Annotated in this window: 8 protein-coding genes; all 8 read right to left on the reverse strand. The window is 59.1% G+C overall.

Annotated elements, in window-relative coordinates; all coding sequences use genetic code 11:
• Window position 1: 1 nt before the first annotated feature.
• Complete coding sequence (locus AC0YNU_RS29265) at window positions 2-2,413, reverse strand: glycosyl hydrolase family 95 catalytic domain-containing protein (protein WP_475762944.1); 2,412 nt, start codon at window positions 2,411-2,413, stop codon at window positions 2-4.
• 98 nt (window positions 2,414-2,511) lie between these two features.
• Window positions 2,512-4,218: a type 2 periplasmic-binding domain-containing protein gene (locus AC0YNU_RS29270; protein WP_475762946.1), complete on the reverse strand. Its 1,707-nt coding sequence runs from the start codon at window positions 4,216-4,218 to the stop codon at window positions 2,512-2,514.
• A 128-nt stretch (window positions 4,219-4,346) separates the two neighbouring features.
• Window positions 4,347-5,243 carry a carbohydrate ABC transporter permease gene (locus AC0YNU_RS29275; RefSeq protein ID WP_475762948.1) on the reverse strand — a complete coding sequence of 299 codons (897 nt, stop codon included), beginning with the start codon at window positions 5,241-5,243 and terminating at the stop codon, window positions 4,347-4,349.
• Window positions 5,244-5,259: 16 nt separating this feature from the next.
• Complete coding sequence (locus AC0YNU_RS29280; protein ID WP_475763002.1) at window positions 5,260-6,159, reverse strand: ABC transporter permease; 900 nt, start codon at window positions 6,157-6,159, stop codon at window positions 5,260-5,262.
• A 409-nt stretch (window positions 6,160-6,568) separates the two neighbouring features.
• Window positions 6,569-8,215: an extracellular solute-binding protein gene (locus tag AC0YNU_RS29285; protein WP_475762950.1), complete on the reverse strand. Its 1,647-nt coding sequence runs from the start codon at window positions 8,213-8,215 to the stop codon at window positions 6,569-6,571.
• 525 nt (window positions 8,216-8,740) lie between these two features.
• Window positions 8,741-11,047 carry a helix-turn-helix domain-containing protein gene (locus AC0YNU_RS29290; protein WP_475762952.1) on the reverse strand — a complete coding sequence of 769 codons (2,307 nt, stop codon included), beginning with the start codon at window positions 11,045-11,047 and terminating at the stop codon, window positions 8,741-8,743.
• A gap of 230 nt (window positions 11,048-11,277) precedes the next feature.
• The gene (locus AC0YNU_RS29295) at window positions 11,278-13,656 is read right to left on the reverse strand and encodes a glycoside hydrolase family 95 protein (RefSeq protein ID WP_475762954.1); all 2,379 of its coding nucleotides are present in this window, start codon (window positions 13,654-13,656) and stop codon (window positions 11,278-11,280) included.
• Between the two features lies 1 nt (window position 13,657).
• On the reverse strand, window positions 13,658-14,755 hold the full coding sequence (locus AC0YNU_RS29300) for a mandelate racemase/muconate lactonizing enzyme family protein (RefSeq protein ID WP_475762956.1): 1,098 nt from the start codon (window positions 14,753-14,755) through the stop codon (window positions 13,658-13,660).
• Between the last annotated feature and the right edge of the window lie 265 nt (window positions 14,756-15,020).

Below are 15,020 nucleotides of genomic sequence, written 5' to 3' on the forward strand. Positions count from 1 at the left end.
TTTAATGCGCTTGCTTCATGCGAATGCGTTCGCCTTGCGTAGTCGGCAGCTCGATGATGCCGCCGCTCCTGATTTGCTCGCCGGATGCCGTGATGCACGCGACATCCGTTCCCCACGGATTATAGACGCGAAGCTCCGTGCCTGCCTCGCTGTAAATCTCGATCCATCGCAGCCCTTCCGCGGTCGTCTCGGCGCTTACCAGGAAGCCGCCGACCGCGCGCAGCGTCGAGAAGGACGCGGCTTTGCCCGCCGGCCAGTTCGGGAACAACCGGAGCACGCCGTTGTAACTCTGGAGCAGGCATTCATTGATGACCGCGGGCAGCGCAAAGTTCTCGAACCAGACGCCCATCGGCCCCATGTAATCGAAAGCCGTCGTATCCGAGTACCGCCCGCCGCTCTCGAGCAGCTTGTCCGTGCACGTGCCGTTCGGCAGCATGCAGTAGGCGATCTGCCGCTTGAAGCGCTCGAGGTCCAGCTGCCCGAGCCGCGCGCCGGCCATGGCATAGAACACCAGCTCGTTGCCGCCTTCATTGCGATGGTTGCGGTACGAATTGACCGCGATCGCATATTCGTCGGCCGGAGAGTGCAGCCCATGATCTTCCCCGGGAAAAATCGTCGCGATGCCGTTCGGCACGTTGTAAACGACCTCCGGGTCTTCGCCCGGCATGGACACGAAGACGGTACCGCGCCGGGATTCCGCCGTCGGGTAATCCGGGAAATGCGCCAGTACTTCGGCCGCTTCCGCCAGCAGTTCGGCCTCGGCTTCGCTGCGATCCAATGCCGCGCACGCCTCCTTGAAGGCGCGGAACAGGAACTTCGTCAGCGTCAAATCGACGATGCAGTCGCGGTTCTTCGCAAAGCCCGGCGTCAGCTCGTACAGCTCCGGCACGACGGTCGGGAAGATATGGTACCGGTCGTCGCCCCACGATTCGCCGCTCGCTTCCGGCCGCTTCATGTAATCGACCATGAACAGGACCGCTTCGCGCATCGGCACGAAAGCCCGCTCCTCCAGGAACGCCTTGTCCATCGTGTAGAGGTAATGCCACCACAAGCTCTGCACCGTCCACGGCGTCTCGCAAATTTCCCAGCCCCAATGCGGAACGGGATACGGCATCATCGTCATCTCCACCGGATAGGCGGAATGCGGATAATACGCGCCGCGCAGGCCGTAATACTCTTTCGCCCACTTTCGGCTGACCGGCAGGATCAGGTCGACCATGCCGACGTAGGCGAGATGCTTCTCGACATGATTGCTCGAGAACGCCAGCCAGAACGGCTGCTGGGTGTTGTAATTCATATGGTAATCGCCATGCCATTCCGAGCCGATCTTGCCGTAGCTCCAGTTGGCGAACAGCCCCGGGCAAGTATGGGAAGCGCTTACGGAACAATTGTAAAAATAGAGATTGCGATACCAGACCTGCTCCAGAACCGCATCGTCCAGCATCACGCCGGATCTCGACCAATATGCCTGCCAGCTGGCTTCGGCCTCCCGATATGCCGCCTCGAACGTGGCCGGATGCGCCGCTTCTACGATCGGATGCGCAACCGTCGGTACTTCGGAATCCAACCCCTCGTCCACTTGCACGCGAAGAACGAAATCCGCCGCCTTCGCCTCAAGCGTTCCTTCCCAGCCGTCCGCAGACCCTCGAAGGACCGCTCCTTCGCCGAGGCTCGCCGACAACCGGAAAGCCCGGTCGCGGATACGCTCTTCCGCCGCCTCGCCATTCGCGTAAGGCAGCGTCTGCCGAAACGATAATCGTCCGCCGGCCGCATCCAGATACGGCTGCGGTACCGGAATATCGCGCGGCGTCTCGGGATCGGGAATAAGCTTTATCCGGTTAAATACCGATTCCGCCGTCCAATTCTTGCCGCTTCCTCCACCGTCTCCTTCGTCTTGCTGGACTACCGTCCGATCGAATGCCGCCCACAGCACGTCCCGCCCCTGCTCCATGAAGACGCGCAGCGTTGCGGGACTTCCATCGATCAGCAGCCGGATCTCGCATTGGCCGTTATGCACGTGCAGCGTATGGCCGAGCACCTCGACCTCGCGCCGGTCGAATCCGAGCAGCAGCGAGCCGCACGGCATCGGGCGCGGATACGGAAAATCGTAGTTTTCGGCAGCCATCTCCACGTATTCACGGTACCATTCGTCTTCCTTGAGCGACGCGTAATGCGCCGGAATATCCTTCAGCCGCGCGAAAATGGTTTCAAAATCGCCGATCCGTTCCTTGTTGTTCTCCGCGATGCGGATATCCCATACGTCGTTGTGGCCGAAATGGATGACGATCGCGTCGGGACGGGTCGTGACGACCGCGCCGAGACCGCCGTTGCCGAGGAGCGCGCCCTCGAAGAACGTCGCCGCCGGACGATCATGCCGAATGGCGTGGGCTTGCGCTTGTTTCCAAGCAATCACTAATGAATTCCTCCTATCATGCCGGTTCTGCTCGTACGGTTCCGCGAGCAAGCGAAAGGGCGTCCTGGCTTGCCAGAACGCCCCGCGCGCTCATTCGCTTACTTTTGCGTAGATGCGTCGTATGCTTTTTGCAGGATTTCGAGGTAACGGTCCAGCTTCAGGTCTTTCAAGCCCTTCACGTACGAATCCCAATCCTTGTTCAGGTCTTTGTTGCCCGTGATGAATTGAAGCTCGTTCTGCTCGATGTAGTTCTTGATGTTCGTTTGCAGCATGCTCGCTTCGTCCATTTCGGTTGGATCGATCCACACGGACCAAGCCGGGAACAGCTCTTTCGGTTCTTTGCCTTGGTACAGCAGCGTCGCGTTGTACAGGCGGCGCTCATAGCCTGTCGGATCATAGATATCCGTCGCCTGCACGAAGCTGTCCCGGTAGGCTTTCGGCATGTAGAAGTGGGCTACGCCGCTCCAGCCCGCGTTGTGCGGAGCTTCGCCTTCTTTGGCCGGGATCGGTTTGAACTGCGCCTGTACGCCTTCGCCGAGAGCAACGTCGTCCGCGCCCGGTTTCTCCCAATCGATGCCTTCCATGCCCGATGCGCCGTTCGTTTGGCCTTCCGGCGTGAACATGTAATCAACCAGCTTGATGAGCGCGATTTGGGCTTCTTTGCTCGCTTTGTTCGTGATGACGAATTTCGCGCCCGGCGCTACGCCGCCTGCGTCATGCGTCGCATACTGAGCATGCGGTCCTTGGAGCGGCGCTACCGGATTGTAGTCCTTGGAATATTTGTTGCCTTGGTCAATGTTGACGAAGATGGCCGGGTGCATGCCCGCGCCGGCGCCGAGAATTTGCGCATCCGCGCTCTCGCCGATTTTCTTGAACGCTTCGGCGTTTTGCGTGAACGCGCCCGGATCGATCAGCTTCTCGTCATACAGCGATTTGATGTATTCCAGGCCTTCTTTCCACTCCGGCTTGACCGCGGCGGATTCCACTTTGCCGTTCGTCAGGTTCAAGTAGTTACGGTCGTCGTCATAGACGAAGCCGTTCATCAGGAACGGAACGACGCGTACGCCGAAATCTTCGATCGAACCGCTGAGCGGCACTTCGTCGGCTTTGCCGTTGCCGTTCGGATCCTTGGTTTTGAACGCTTCCAGCACTTTCTTGAACTCGTCGGTCGTCGTCGGCATTTGCAGGCCGAGCTTATCGAGCCATGACGTGTTCAGCCACATTTTGTTCGGGTACGAGCAGTGGAAGCATTGCGCGTACGCGACCAGGCCGTAGATGTTGCCATCCGGCGCCGTGCTGAAGCCCTTCAAATCCGGATCGGTTTCCAACGCACTCTTGATGTTCGGCGCGTATTGGTCGATCAGGTCGTTCAGCGGCAGCAGCACGCCCTGTTTGCCGTACTTCAGCACGTCCGCTTGGGAGAATTGGTCGATGTACGCCGGAAGCATGTACGCGTCCGGATAGTCGCCGCTCGCGAGGGAGATTTGGCGTTTTTCCTTCGCGCCGTCCGTCGGGTTCATCTCCCAGTTGATCTTCATGTTGAATTTATCTTCAACGAACGTCGTAAACTTGTTCGTCGGCAGGTCGATGTTCGTTTCTTGAATGGAGAAGATTTTGACTTGGGTCGGTTCGGCATTGGCCGGCGCGTTGCCGCCGTTGTCAGCCGCTTGGGTCGTATTGCCGCCGTTCGCGTTCGTACTGTCCGCGTTCCCCGCGTTATTGTTCGAGTCGTTGCTTCCGCAAGCTGCCAGGATCATGCTGCAGGCGGCAAGGATGGCTACTGCGCTTCCGATTCTCTTTTTCAACTTGATCGCTCCCTTTTGTTTGTTTGGATGATTGCGCGTGCTAACCCCCACACTACATACCTATCTCCCCTTTCAAGATTCGCAAGGCCCCGCCTCGCGGCGATCAACTGGCGATCAACTAATGACGATCAGCCCTTGACCGATCCGACCAGCATCCCTTGCACGAAGTAACGCTGCACGAACGGGTAGATCATCAATACCGGCAGCGTGGCGACCACGATCAGCGCGTATTTGAGCAGCTCGGACAGCTGTTGGCGCTCGACTTGCTTCATCGCGTCCATGATGCCGGTGCTGTTGTTCTGGATAATGATGCTTCGCAGCACGAGTTGCAGCGGGAACAGCTTCGCCGACTTCAGATAAATCAACGCGTCGAAGTAGGCGTTCCATTGGCCGACGGCGTACATAAGCACGAGCACTGCCAGAATCGGCTTCGACAGCGGGATGACGACGCTTCGCATGAAGCGCAGGTCGCTGCAGCCGTCGATCTCGCTCGCCTCGATCAACTCCTCCGGGATGGAGGACTGGAAGAACGATCTTGCGATAATGATCTGCCACACCCAGATGGCGTTCGGAATGAGCAGCGCCCAGCGAGTGTCGATCAGATGCAGACTCTTGACGACCATATACGTCGGGATCAAGCCGCCGCTGAAAATCATCGTGAAGGTGATGATCATCATGATCGGGCTCCGTCCGAAAAACGTCTTGCGGGACAGCGGGTAAGCGATCATCACGGTGAGCGCCACGCTGATAAACGTGCCCATCGCCGTGTAGAACAGCGAATTTCCGTAACCCGTCATAATTTGAGGCGTATTGAACAAGGTTTTGAACCCTTTGAACGAGATGTCCACCGGCCACAGCCACACTCTGCCGGACGTAACGGCCGCCGGACTGCTGATGGAGCTGCTCAGAATATAGATGAGCGGGTAGATGACGGCGAGCAGCACGAGCGTCAGGATGATATAAATCCCGTACATGAATACGCGGTCGCCTGCCGATTCCCTGATTTTTTGATTCATCGTTGTCATGCGTTTCATGCTCCTTCTACCAGAGACTGTTGTTCGAAAACCGTTTGGCCAAGCTGTTGACCATCACGAGCAGCACGAGATTAATGACGGAATTGAACAGGCCGACCGCCGTCGCGAAGCTGTAATTGGCATTCAAGAGGCCGATGCTGTACACATAGGTCGAGATAATGTTCGAGTTGACGAGGTTCAGCGGATTTTGCAGCAGGTACACCTTCTCGAAGCCGATCGCCATGATATTGCCCACGTTCAGGATGAGCACGATGACGATGGTCGGAAGCAGACCCGGCAGGTCGACGTTCCATATCTTCTGAAACCGGGACGCGCCGTCCACCTTCGCCGCCTCGTACAAGGTCGGGTCGATGCCCGCGAGCGCCGCCAAATAGATGACCGCGGAATACCCAGCCGTCTGCCAGATGTCCGACCAGACGTAGATGGAACGGAACATGCCCGGCTCCCCGAGGAAGTTGATCGAATCCAATCCCAGGTGATTCAGCAGGACGTTGACGAAGCCGAGCCGCGGCGCCAGGAACAGCATGATGATCGATACCATGACGACCGTGGAGATAAAATACGGCGCGAACGTCACGAGCTGCACCAGCCGTTTGAACTTGTTGCCCCGTACCTCGTTCAGCATAAGCGCGAGCAATATCGGGATCGGAAAACCCGCCAGCAGCAAGTAACCGCTTAAATACACCGTGTTCTTGATGAGATCCCAGAAGATCGGATTATTGAAGAACAGCTTGAAGTTCTTCATGCCGACCCATGGGCTGCCCCAGATGCCCTTAATGACGTTGTAGTCCTTGAAAGCCAGGACCGCGTTCAGCATCGGGTAATACTTAAAGATAAAGAAGTACAACAGCGGCGGCGTGACGAGTAGATAGAGCTGCCAATGTTTCTTGAAGCTCCTCGCCGCCATGCCGGATAGGCTTCGCTTCGTCCGTTTGGCCGGCGCCTTCGCCGGTTGGTCTACTGCGATTTCAACGTTCAAAACAATCCCTCCCAGGTCGTTGCCAATGATGCATGATAGCGCTTTCCACATGACCGATAATAGCCTTCCGGGCGGCTGCCGGAACAGGTACATTTGGGGTTTCGAGCGTACAGTTGCTCCGTTTTCAGGGGGACATTTGCCCGTATTGCGGCCATTTTCAGCCCTTTTCATGAAAGGTACGGTAAGGGCTTTCATTTTGGGGCACAAAAAGAACCTCCACCGCCGAAGCGGTAGAGGTTCTTGTCCTGGAACTTGATTGAGGGCATGCACGGATCGGGGTTGCCGGCCGCGATCATTCGCCTGTTCGGCGTTCAAGATCGCTCCTATTCCGCCCGTTCTATCGGCTGCGCTGCTGCAGGTACACGTCATACCCATGCTGCATGATCGACAGATACGTTTGCAGTCCCATGTCGTCCAGACCTTGGACGTAGCTGGCCCAATCGACCGACAAGCTTTTGGCGCCGGTGACGAATTGCAGCGTGTTCTGATCGATGTAATTCTTGAGGTTCGTCTCCAATACGCTCGCCCGCTGCGCGTCGGCATCGCTTACCCAGACATCCCAAGCCGGGAAGAGCTCCTTCGGTTCCTTGCCCGCGTACAGCTGCGTCGCCGCCTGCAGCCGGCGTTCGTATCCGTCCGCGGCGTACATATCGGTACCCTGCACCCAGCTGTCCCGGTACGACTTGGGCATGTAGAAATGTCCCGTTCCGACCCAGCCGGAATTGTTCGGCTGCTGGCCCGGCTTCGCGTCCACGCCGGCGAATTTGGGCGCGACGCCCTTGCCCAGCGCTTGCTCGCCCGGCTTCGGCTTGCGCCAGCCGACGCCTTCTTCGCCGGATTCGGCGTGAATTTGCCCGTCCGGCGTATAGATGTAATCGATTATCTTGATAAGCGCAATCTGCGCTTCCGGCGTCGCTTTGTTCGTGATGACGAACTTGGCTCCCGGCACGATGCCGCCTTCGTCATGCGTGGCATACGACGCATGCGGACCGGTCAACGGCGGAACCGGCTCGTAATCGCGCGAACGGTTGCCGGTCGCGGCCCCCTCGACGAAAATATCCGGATGCATCGCCGCTCCCGCTCCGAGAACTTCCTCCCCGGCGTTTTCGCCGAGCTTCTTGTATGCTTCCGCGTTCTGCGTGAAGGCGCCGGGGTCGATGAGCCCTTCGTCGTAGAGCGACTTGATGTAAGCCAAGCCTTCCTTCCACTCCGGCTTGTTCGCCGCCGAGTCGACCCGGCCGCCCTGGAGCATCAGATAGTCGCGGTCGTCGTCATAGATGAACCCGTTCATCAGGTACGGCACGATGTGCACGCCAAAATCCTCGGTCGACCCGCTGAGGGGAATTTCGTCCGCTGCGCCGTTGCCGTTCGGATCCTGCGTCTTGAACGCTTCGAGCACCCGTTTGAAATCCGCCGTCGTCTTCGGCATCGCGAGTCCCAGCTTGTCCAGCCACTTCCCGTTCAGCCACATTTTGTTCGGATAGGAACAGTGGAAGCAGTCCGCATAGCTGACGAGCCCGTAGATGTTGCCGTCCGGCGCGGTATTCAGTTCCCGAAGCGCGGCATTCTCCGCGAAGGCGGCTTTGATGTGCGGCGCATACTTGTCGATCAAATCGTTCAACGGCAGGAAAATCCCCTGTTTGCCGTAGCGCAGCACCTCCGCCTTCGAGAATTGGTCGATGTACGCCGTCAAAATATACGTATCGGCATAACTGCCGCTTGCGAGCGATATTTGCCGTTTCTCCCTGGCTCCGTCGTAGGGAATCGTCTGCCAGCGGAAGTCCACGCCGTAGGTTCCCTCGAGGTACGTCGAGAACGCGTTCGTCGGCAGATTTTGGCCGACGTCCTGCTGCGCGAAGATGGTGATCGGAATCGCGCCCGCTACCGGAGGCGACTGTTCCGGAGGTTCTTCGGGCGACGACGATGAGCATGCGCTCAGCAGCGTGCCGATCAGAAGGAATAAGGCGAGTAAGCGCAGCTTCATGCGTTTGGGCTCCTTTCAATGATTTAATGCCATCCCCCTAAGTCCCCCTTGAAAAGGGGGATTCCAAGGGTTCCACCCTCTGGACACCTGGATGGGGGAACGTTCGAGGTGCAGAGGCGCTCCTGCCTTGGGTGCGGCGTTGGGCTCGATGTCCCTTGCGGGACAGACTTTACTTTCGGCGCTCCCGGGTTACCGGATTGACTTCGTCCTGGGGAACGTTTGGGGTACAGAGGCGCTCCTGCCTGGGTACTGCGGGTGGCGCGATGTCCCTTGCGGGACAGACTTCCCTTTTTGGCGCTCCCGGGTTACCTGGGACTTCGTCCTTTTTTGAGATGCGCTCATGTTGCTGAGCGAATAGATATCGGCAGCTGCGCTGCCTTGTTCCTTGGCGGAACTTTCCGCTTCGCGGTCTCAAACACCTTTGGCAGCTTCGCTGCCTTGTTCCTTGGCGGAACTTTCCGCTTCGCGGGTTAAACCTTTGGCAGCTTCGCTGCCTTGGTTCCTTGGCGGAACCTTTCGAAACCTTTAATCGAACGACTGTCTATACGAACTTGGGGCTACGCCCATGACGCGTTTGAAGGCTCGCCGGAACGAGTGGGAGCTGTTGTAACCGACCTGTACCGCGATTTCGTCGACGGTGAGCGATTTTTCCTTGAGCAATTCCGCGGCGCGGTCCATGCGGACCTTCTCGAGATGGTCGGACAGGTTCGTGCCCGTCACTTCTTTGAACAATTGCGAGATGTATTTCTCCGGCCGTTCCGCTTGCTCCGCAATCCGGTAGAGCGTCAGCTCGGCGTCCGAATACCGCTCGGCGATAAACTGCTTGATGCCTTCGACCGTGCGGATGTGCAGATCGTTCTTCTTGCTGGTGATCATCTCGCACATGGTTTCGATGATGCCGTTCAATCCGGTGCGAATCAGATCGAGCGACCCGGTCAATTGAATGTCCATGATCCGGTCCTTCGCGTCCTCGAACTGCTCGGACTCCGCGAACGCCTTCTGGTCGAGCAGCTTCAAGAGCGTTCCCTTGAGCTCGCCGATCAGCTGGTTCGCCATTTCCGGGGACAGCTCGCGGTCTTCCGTATTTTGCTGCAGGACCGACTGCACGATGCGCTTCGCTTCTTCTTCTTCGCCGGCGCGGATCGTGCTGATGAGCCGCAGCTCCATGTCGAGCGGATAATAATACGTCGTGCTCTCCTGGCGGATGTCCGCATACCAGAGAAAGCCCTTCCGCTGCATAATATAATCGGCGTAGCCCATCGTCTCTTTCGCCTGCTCGTACGAGCGGCTCACTTCCATGCCGGACGCGAACGGATCGCCGAACGCGCCGGTGACGGTGATTTTGTACTCGCTGAACATCGAAGCGGCGAACGGCTCCAGCAGCGCCTGCACCTCCGACCGCTCTATGGCCGTCTCCCCGTCCTCGCACGACGGGAATATCGCCACGACCCGGTCGGAGCCCAGATCCGTCGTCAGAATCCGGCCATTGATGTCGCGCAGGCTTTGCTTCAGGAGCAGCCGCGCGGCGCTGAGCTCGTTCAAGATTTCGACCGTTTCGACCGCGTCGAGCCCGGTGTAGCCGTGAACGTGCAAAATGCCGACGACGCCTTCGTTCAGCGTCAGGCCGGTGTCCGCTTGCGCCTCGGCGGCCTGGATTTCCTCCCGCGTCTGGAACTCGCCCGCGGTCAGCCGTTTCAGGAACGCATCGCGAATGAGGGGCAGCTGCCGGTTCAGCTCCTGCTCGAGCTCCCGGTTGCTCGTGATGATCGTCGAGATATTGCCCTGCAGGAAATCGTAGTCATTGCGTCCGATCGGAGCGTCCTTGCCGAATTGCTCCCGCACGATGCCCATCAGCCGGTTGATCGGCGCGCTGTTGCGCAGCGAGAGGAACCAGCCGACGATCAGCCCGATCAGCAGCGCGCCGCCGGTGACGGACCACGAGATATATTTGATGTCGTTCGCGTTCTCCATCAGTGCTTTGCGCGGAATGCCCGCCCGGTAGATCCAGCCGGTGGAGGCCGAACGAATCGTAATGACCAGGTCGTCTTGGTAGAACTGGCTCTGCTTCGCTTTGTCGAAGCCGCCGTCCCCGTTCATCGTCTTGATCTCTTCTTCGCCGATGCCGAGCATGCTGACCGCTTGACCTTGCGCGTCGCTGACGTACGTCCAGCCGCCGTAACGGTCTTTCACCCCCGACAGCAGGCTCGCGATCGTCTTCTGGTCGATCAGCACGACGACCGTCGCGGGCGCCTGCGCCCCGAAGCTGTCGAGTGGAAGCGATTGCATATACGAGATGACCGAAGTTTGCGTCCCGTTCATGGCGAAGGGCTTGAGCGGCAAAACCTCCCGGCTATGCGTCTTCCCCAGCAGGTCCGTCTGCCATTGTTTGAGCGTCATATCCGAATAGTGCGCATTCTCGTAATAATGCTCCGGCCTGAAATACGCGGACCCCGGCGTCAGCACGACGTTGTAATTGCGCAGGTAGATATAATAATTTTTGAGAAAATCATTCGTTTGGCTGAACACCATGACTTCCTTCATGATTTTCCAAATCCCGTAGACGTTGCCGTCGTCGCTGCCCTGCTTCTCGTTCATCAGCACGTACAGGTCCTGATTGAGCGCGAGCTGCCTCGTGAAGCCCTCGACCTCGGCCATCCGCCGCTCCAGCATTTGCTGGCTCTTCTGAAGCTGCGTCACGCTGTTCTCGATGGAGATGGACTGCGTCACGTTGATCGACGTTCGATAGGACATATACCCTGCCAAGCTCGGAATGATCAGGATGACGATATAAGAGATCAAGAAATTGCGAAAAATTCTGGAATGCCTGCTCACGCTTCGCCCCCGTCCTTTCCGTTTCTCATTCATTATATCGTCTGTTCGGCCGCTTGCAATCCCGGGGTTGGAGGGAAACGGGACAATCCTTTCTTCTTTGCGGCACGGCGGCTCCCGTTCCGAGAAAGGGATATCCTAGAAATAGGATACGCAGGTGCATCGCTGGATTTCAAAAGGAAAGACAACCGCCGGCGTCTCCGCCTTCGGTTGTCCATTGTCGCCCTAGCCTCTTAAGCGTGCTTCGCTTCCAGGAACGCCTCGGCCGCGAACGTCCGGCTGCCGCCGGTTTCCAGTTCGACCGGCACCGTACGCCCGCCGTAGCGAACGGACGTCCGCAGCGGAGCGAACGCGCGGATCGTCGCTTCGACAAGCATGCCGTCCTGCCAATGCAGGTCGACTTCGGCGTTGCCCTTCGCCCGCAGGCCCGTCGTCCGTCCCGTACGCCACTGCCCCGGCAGCGCCGGAAGCAAATGAATCTCGCCGGCATGGCTTTGCAGGAGCATCTCCGCGATCGCTGCCGTTCCGCCGAAGTTGCCGTCGGCGACGAAAATGTTCGTCTCGGCGCCGGCGATGCCCGCTTTGGAGTAGGTCAGCAAATTATCGAAGCACAGCTCCCCGATCAGATACGACAGCTGGTCATACGCGCGGTCGCCGTCATGCAGACGGGCGAAGTTGGCCGCGAACAATGCAAGCGTGAACTCCACGTCCTCCAGCCCTTCGCCGCGCATCCGCGACGTCAGCGTGACGCGCGCCGCCTCGCTCAGCTCCGGCGTGCTTTGCGGCGTAATCTGACTGCCCGGATACAGGCCGTACAGATGCGACAAGTGCCGGTGGTCCGGCTGCGCTTCGCCGTAATCCTCGAGCCACTCCTGCAGCTGGCCTCTCGCGCCTACTTGCAGCGGCGGCAGCAGGGCCATCGCCCCGCGAAGCCGTTCCCGCAGCGGTTCGTCGACGCCGAGCCGTTCCCCGGCCTCCAGGCAGAAGGCGAACAAATCGCGGACCAGCGACTGATCCATCGTCGATCCCATCGAGAGGGCATAGGATCGGTCCGTTCGGCCGCCGACATAGAAGCTGTTTTCCGGAGAAGTGGACGGTCCGGTGACGAGCCAGCCGGTCCGCGGATGCACCGTCATGTAGTCCAGATAGAACAATGCCGATTCCTTCAGCACCGGATAAGCCGTCTCCCGCAGAAACGCGTCATCGCGTCCGTATTCGTAATGCTCGCGCAGCTGGTTCGCGATCCACAAGCCGCCCGTGACGTTAAGCCCCCACGAGTAATGCCAGCCCGGCGCCGTGAAGCCCCATGCGTTCGAGAAGACATGCGCGGCCCAGCCTTCGCAGCCGTAATAGTCGCGCGCCGTCGCTCTTCCCGCTCCCGCCAGCCCTTCGATATAGCGCATCAACGGTACATGGCACTCCGCCAAATTCGCGGCTTCCGTCGGGTAATAGTTCATTTCCGTATTGACGTCGAGATGGTAATCGCAGCTCCACGCCATGCGGTTCGCTTCGCCGTCGTTCCACATGCCCTGCAAATGCATCGGCAGCCGCGAGTCCGCGCGCGAGCCGGCGATCGTTAGATAACGGCCGTATTGGAAAAAGAGCGCGAACAGCTGCGGGTCTTCCCCGCCTGCGCGAAGCAGGCGCATCCGCTCGTTCAGCGGCAGCGCCGAAGCGTCGGTATCGCCGAAGTCAGCCTCGACTCGCGCATACAACGACCGATAATCGGCGATGTGCGCCTCGCGGATCGCCGCGTAGCCTTGCGCCGCGGCCTGCTCCGTCCGGCCTGCGGCGGCGTGCTCCCACGTTCCGTCTCCGTCCGGCCGGCGATAATCCGTCTCGACGGCAAAATAAATCCACGCTTCGTCGGCACCCTCCACGACGATCGCGCCATCGGCCGTCGTCGCGACCGTGCCGCCCTTCGCGGCGACCTTGACCGCGCCTTTGCTTCGCACGCCGCAAGTGCCGTCGCTGTGCACGGTTTCCGTCGCATGGCCGTCGAAGGCCAGTGCGTCGTCGCCCGCCGCTTGCACGGCGAAGCTGTCCGTGCGGCCTTCCAGCCGCAGCGAGAACGTGACGCCGCCCTTGGCATTATCGCTCCAAATGCGGGAAGCGAGCACGCCGTCAGGATGCGAGGCGAGCGTCTCCCGGCGAAGACCTTGCACGTCGCCGGCGCGGTAGAGCGCCTCTTCAAGGTTCAACTCGCGCGCGAAGCCGCGGGAATCTTGTCTTGCTGCCTCGTCTGCATCAACAGTAACGCTTTGGCGGTTCCCGGTTTCACCTTCGCCGCCGAAAACCAGCCGAACGTCGCACAGCGACAAATTCGTGCCGAAATTCCCTTTCTCCGCCTGCAGCAATCGGCTCGCCATCTCTTCGCCAGCGGCATAATCGCCGGCGTAGAACAGCTCGCGCATCGCGGCTAGATCTTCTTTGCCTCGCGAAGGCGTCGCGGACGGCTCCGACTTGCCCGACCAGTAGGTGACTTCCGTCACGCACCACGTCTCGCTCTCCCGGCCTCCGTGCACGACCGCGCCAAGCTGCCCGTTGCCCAGCGGCAGCCCCTGCTTCCAGCCGTCTGCCTGCCCGTCAAACCATAGCTTCATCCCGCTCATCTTAACGCACCCGGTATTCTTCGAAATAGCGCGGGATGATATCCGTCGACGCCCCCGGCATTTGCGGCAGCACGTAGAAACCGTTCTTCACCGTCGCCGGCTCTTCGAAAATATGGCGGATCCACGGGATGTACTCCAGCATGAACGCGCCCGGCGTCGCCGCCACCAAATGCTGATGGATCTGGCCCATGTCGCCGACATGCGGGCAGACCGGCACGTCGTACGCGGCAGCGAGACCCGCGACCTGCAGCCATTCCGTTATGCCCGCGACGCGCGTCACGTCGACTTGGCAGTATTCCAGCGCGCCGTTATGGATATAATCGCGGAACGCGTATTTGCTGTACACATGCTCGCCGAGCGCGATCGGCACGTTCAGGGCGTCCGCAAGCTTCTTGTGGCCCATGATATCGTCCGGGTTCAGCGGCTCCTCCAGCCAGAACAGATTGAATTCCTCGAGGCGCTTGCCCCACGTCATCGCCGTGTTGATGTTCCACTGCTGATTGACGTCGATCATGAAATTCACGTCGTCGCCGATCGCTTGGCGCACCGCCTTGACGCGGTCGTAGTCCTCGCGCGGATCGGGCTTGCCGACTTTGATTTTGACGCCGCTGAAGCCTTGCTCGACGATCTCCGTCACGTCCTTGAGCAGTCGGTCCTTCGACCAGTTCAACCAGCCGCCGTTCGTGTTATACGCTTTGATGCCTTTGCTCTTATGTCCGCCGAGATACTGCCAGAGCGGCTTGTTTGCCGTCTTCGCCATGATGTCCCACAGTGCGATGTCGACGGCGGCCAGCGCCATATGCGTCACGCCCGCGCGGCCGATCCAGTGCATTTTGCCGAAGCGCATCGCATCCCAAAGCTCTTTGACCATGAACGGATCTTTGCCGATCAGCTCCGGCGCGTAATAACGGTCGATCGTATCGACGATCATGTCGTCTCCGTGCGCGCAGGTGCCCGTGTAGCCGCAGCCGGTAATCCCTTCATCCGTGAAAATCCTTACGCCGGACAGCCCCCAATGGGTCGCGACGTTGATGGCGTCGGTAATCGGAGGGGTAATGGGAACGTGAAGCACGAACGTTTCGACTTTAGTAATGATCATGTGAAATCTCCTTTTCGCCGGGAAGAGTATAGGTACAAGTTCAAGAGCTTCATACATCCGTAAGCAAACTGAATCGGCTGGACGAACGGCCTTAACGATTAATTGCATTAATTGCCCGGCAACGCGTTGCCTTGCATTCACAGCTTAGTCAAGCAACCAGGATTGTTGCGCATTGATCCGCTCCGTATTCCATAAACTGCCGGACCGCTGCATAGCCATTTTCTTTTCTTCCATCTCCGTTTATCGTATCATGGAGCTATCCTTT

It is taken from the genome of Paenibacillus sp. J31P316 (assembly GCF_056269105.1).

Bases quoted from the DNA above. Each gene is read 5' to 3' on its own strand.
- AC0YNU_RS29300 (WP_475762956.1), bottom strand. From the start codon at position 14,755: ATGATCATTACTAAAGTCGAAACGTTCGTGCTTCACGTTCCCATTACC.
- AC0YNU_RS29280 (WP_475763002.1), bottom strand. From the start codon at position 6,159: ATGGCGGCGAGGAGCTTCAAGAAACATTGGCAGCTCTATCTACTCGTC.
- AC0YNU_RS29285 (WP_475762950.1), bottom strand. From the start codon at position 8,215: ATGAAGCTGCGCTTACTCGCCTTATTCCTTCTGATCGGCACGCTGCTG.
- AC0YNU_RS29275 (WP_475762948.1), bottom strand. From the start codon at position 5,243: ATGACAACGATGAATCAAAAAATCAGGGAATCGGCAGGCGACCGCGTA.
- AC0YNU_RS29295 (WP_475762954.1), bottom strand. From the start codon at position 13,656: ATGAGCGGGATGAAGCTATGGTTTGACGGGCAGGCAGACGGCTGGAAG.